General features: G+C 72.6%; 3 protein-coding genes and 1 pseudogene. 2 read left to right on the top strand and 2 right to left on the bottom strand.

Annotation, left to right across the window (positions count from 1 at the left end; all coding sequences use genetic code 11):
- Nucleotides 1-106: pseudogene (locus ABZW03_RS38365) on the top strand (dienelactone hydrolase family protein); the annotation flags it as partial.
- 212 nt (nucleotides 107-318) lie between these two features.
- Entirely contained in the window at nucleotides 319-2187 is a 1869-nt protein-coding gene (lepA, locus tag ABZW03_RS38360; RefSeq protein ID WP_355269128.1) for a translation elongation factor 4, read from the top strand.
- Nucleotides 2188-2260: 73 nt separating this feature from the next.
- On the opposite strand, the gene ABZW03_RS38355 is transcribed toward lepA, so the two are convergent.
- Together ABZW03_RS38355 and ABZW03_RS38350 are read right to left on the bottom strand one after the other, a co-directional pair.
- Nucleotides 2261-3340, bottom strand: coding sequence for an FAD-dependent oxidoreductase (locus tag ABZW03_RS38355; protein ID WP_355269126.1), 1080 nt, complete (start codon nucleotides 3338-3340; stop codon nucleotides 2261-2263).
- 88 nt (nucleotides 3341-3428) lie between these two features.
- Nucleotides 3429-3863, bottom strand: a 435-nt coding sequence (locus ABZW03_RS38350) for a nuclear transport factor 2 family protein (RefSeq protein WP_355269124.1), incomplete at its 5' end; no start/stop codon positions are given.

The following is a 3863-nucleotide window of genomic DNA, read 5'->3' as shown; positions in this document are numbered from 1 at the left end:
CTACCTGGCCCGCCCGCCGCAGGGCGTCGGCCCCGGCCTGGTGGTGGTCCAGGAGTGGTGGGGGCTCACCTCGCACATCGCCGACATGGCCGACCACTTCGCCGCCCGATCCGCCCGCGAGGGCCGCCCCGCCCGCCCGCGAAGGCCGCCCCGACGGCCCCGAACCGGCCGTCCCGGTGCCCGACCGGCGGTCCGCCCCGCGCTCGTGGGAAGATGGCAGGGACTATTTCGATCGGACGAGACTGTCCGGTCCCCGGGAAACCGGTCAGCGATGACCCGGACACCCCCGGCCCCGGACCAACGGAGAATCGGACCAAGGTGCCCGCGACCCCCAGCAATGTGCCAGAGCCCAGCCGTACCGACCCGGCGCTGATCCGCAACTTCTGCATCATCGCCCACATCGACCACGGCAAGTCGACGCTCGCAGACCGGATGCTGCAGATCACCGGCGTCGTCGACCCCCGGCAGATGCGTGCCCAGTACCTCGACCGCATGGACATCGAGCGTGAGCGCGGCATCACCATCAAGTCGCAGGCGGTCCGCCTCCCGTGGGCGCCGAAGACCGGGCCGGACGCCGGTACGACGCACATCCTCAACATGATCGACACCCCCGGCCACGTGGACTTCACGTACGAGGTGTCCCGCTCCCTCGCCGCGTGCGAGGGCACCATCCTGGTGGTCGACGCGGCCCAGGGCATCGAGGCGCAGACCCTCGCCAACCTCTACCTGGCGCTGGAGAACGACCTCACGATCGTCCCGGTCCTCAACAAGATCGACCTGCCGGCCGCCCAGCCGGAGAAGTACGCCGAGGAGATCGCCCACATCATCGGGTGCGACCCGGCCGACGTGCTCAAGGTCAGCGCCAAGACCGGCCTGGGCGTCGAGGACCTGCTGGACCACATCGTCAACACCGTCCCGGCCCCGGTCGGCGTCAAGGACGCCCCGGCCCGCGCGATGATCTTCGACTCGGTGTACGACGCCTACCGCGGCGTGGTCACCTACGTCCGTGTCGTGGACGGCCAGCTCACCAAGCGCGAGCGCATCCAGATGATGTCCACCGGCGCCACCCACGAGCTGCTGGAGATCGGCGTCATCTCGCCCGAGCCGAAGGTCGCCGACGGCCTCGGCGTCGGCGAGGTGGGCTACATCATCACCGGCGTGAAGGACGTCCGGCAGTCCAAGGTCGGTGACACGATCACCTCGCAGCACAAGGGCGCCACCGAGCCGCTCGGCGGCTACAAGGACCCGCGCCCGATGGTGTTCTCCGGCCTGTACCCGCTGGACGGCTCGGACTACCCGCTGCTGCGCGACGCCCTCGACAAGCTGCGCCTCAACGACGCCGCCCTGGTGTACGAGCCGGAGACCTCGGTCGCGCTCGGCTTCGGCTACCGCTGCGGCTTCCTCGGCCTGCTGCACCTGGAGATCATCCGGGAGCGCCTGGAGCGCGAGTTCAACCTCGACCTGATCTCCACCGCCCCGAACGTGGTCTACCGGGTGGTGATGGAGGACGGCACCGAGCACACCGTCACCAACCCGAGCGAGTTCCCGTCCGGCAAGATCGCCGAGGTGTACGAGCCGGTCGTGCGCGGCACCATCCTGGCGCCCAACGACTTCGTCGGCGCGATCATGGAGCTCTGCCAGTCCCGCCGCGGCAGCCTCCAGGGCATGGACTACCTCTCCGAGGACCGGGTCGAGCTGCGCTACACCCTGCCGCTCGCGGAGATCGTCTTCGACTTCTTCGACCAGCTCAAGTCCAAGACCCGCGGCTACGCCTCGCTGGACTACGAGCCCATCGGGGAGCAGAGCGCCCAGCTGGTCAAGGTCGACATCCTGCTGCACGGCGACGCGGTGGACGCCTTCTCCGCGATCGTCCACAAGGACAAGGCCTACAGCTACGGCGTGATGATGGCGGGCAAGCTGCAGAAGCTGATCCCCCGCCAGCAGTTCGAGGTGCCGATCCAGGCGGCCATCGGCTCCCGGGTGATCGCCCGTGAGACGGTCCGCGCGATCCGCAAGGACGTCCTCGCCAAGTGCTACGGCGGTGACATCTCCCGCAAGCGGAAGCTGCTGGAGAAGCAGAAGGAAGGCAAGAAGCGGATGAAGATGGTCGGCAGCGTGGAGGTCCCGCAGGAGGCCTTCATCGCCGCGCTGTCCACCGACTCCGAGGGGCCGAAGGACAAGAAGTAGCGGCAGCACCCGCCGACGCACGGCCGGAAGGGCCCGGGCACCCCGCCCGGGCCCTTCCGGCGTCCCCGGCGGCCTACTTGAGGCTGTTGAGGACCACGCCGACGATCGCCGCCTTCGCCAGCCGCCCCGCCGTGCCGGTGAACACGGTGGGCCGCATCGAGTCGTCCGGGCGGACCACCTGGAGCAGCCCGTCCCGCCGCCCGAGGCTCACGCACTGCACCACGTACCGGAACGCGAAGGGCTTCGCGGTGCGCCCGGCCAGCAGCTTGCCGAGGTACTGGCCCTGCGGCAGGGCGGTGGCGCAGCCCATCCGCAGGGTGCCGACGCCGGGGACGGTGACCGCGGCGGCGTCGCCGATCACGTGGACGTCCGGGTGGGAGACCGACCGCAGGTGGTCGTCCACCAGGGCCCGGCCGCGCTCGTCCACGGCCAGCCCGGCCTCGGCGGCCAGCGGGTGCGGCTCCAGCGAGGCGGCCCAGACGACGAGGTCGGCCTCGATCGGGCCGGCGGTGGTGCGCAGCCCGTCCGGGAGGACCTCGGTGACGGTGGTGTTCTCGTGGACGGCCACGCCGAGCCGGGCGAGGACGCGCCGGACGTGGGCCCGGCCCTTGGCCGAGTAGACGCCGCCGACCAGGCCGGAGGCGACGATCCGGACCTGCCGTCCGGGGTGGGCCTCGGCGAGTTCGGTGGCCAGTTCGATGCCGGTGGCGCCGCCGCCGACCACGGCCAGGGTGCCGGGCCGGTCGGCCCGGTCGATCCGGCGGCGCAGCTCGGCGGCGCGCTCCGCCGAGTAGGCGAGCCGTTCGGCGCCGGGGACGCCGTGCCAGGCGGTGCGGCTGCCGAGGGCGTGGACCAGGGTGTCGTACTCGAGGGTGGTGCCGTCGTCCAGCCGGACGGTGTGCGCGTCCGGGTCGATGCCGACGGCACGGGCCCGGCGGTGGGTGATCCGGCGGCCGCGGGTGAGTTCGGCGACGGTGGGCCAGTCGCGGCCGTGGCCGGCGGCGGTCTCGTGCTGGCGGATGCGGTGCAGGATCCGCTCCTCGGGCGCGACCAGGGTGACGGCGTGCTGCCGTCCGGCGCCGTTGGCCGCGGTGAGCCCGGCGTACCCGGCGCCCAGGACGACGATCCGCCGGCCGGTGGTGGTGCTGCTCATCTCGTCCGCCTCCTCGCGAGGGCGCTCCGGTGGAGCGCTGTTCGGGAGGGGGACGACGCGGCGGGCCGGGGTGTGACCGTGAGCCGCGTCACAGCTCCACGGCGGGGATGCGGGCGAGCTTCTCGGGGTTGACCACGACGTACGCCTCGGTGATCCGGCCGCCGGCCACGGTGAAGGCGAGGACGCCGCCGACCTCGCCGGTGGTCCGGCGGTACCAGACCAGTCCGGGCTCGCCGTTGACCACGGCGCGGCCGGTGGCCACGTCGGGGGTGAACCACTTGGCGACCAGGCCGGCCACCAGCCGGGCCACCCGGTCGGCGCCGAGGATCGGGCGGACGCCGGCGCGGACGATGCCGCCGCCGTCGGAGTGCCAGACCACGTCGGGGTCGAGGACCTCCATCAGGGCGAGGATGTCGCCGCGGGCGCTGGCGGCGGCGAAGGCCTCGACGGCCTGGCGGTGCTCGGCGGGGTCGGTCCCGCCGGTGCGCCGGGCGCCCGGCCGGTCGCGGCCGCCGTGGCGGAC

It is taken from the genome of Kitasatospora sp. NPDC004799, assembly GCF_040609095.1.
Lineage (GTDB): Bacteria > Actinomycetota > Actinomycetes > Streptomycetales > Streptomycetaceae > Kitasatospora.
This window is presented reverse-complemented; position numbering and strand designations above follow the sequence as displayed.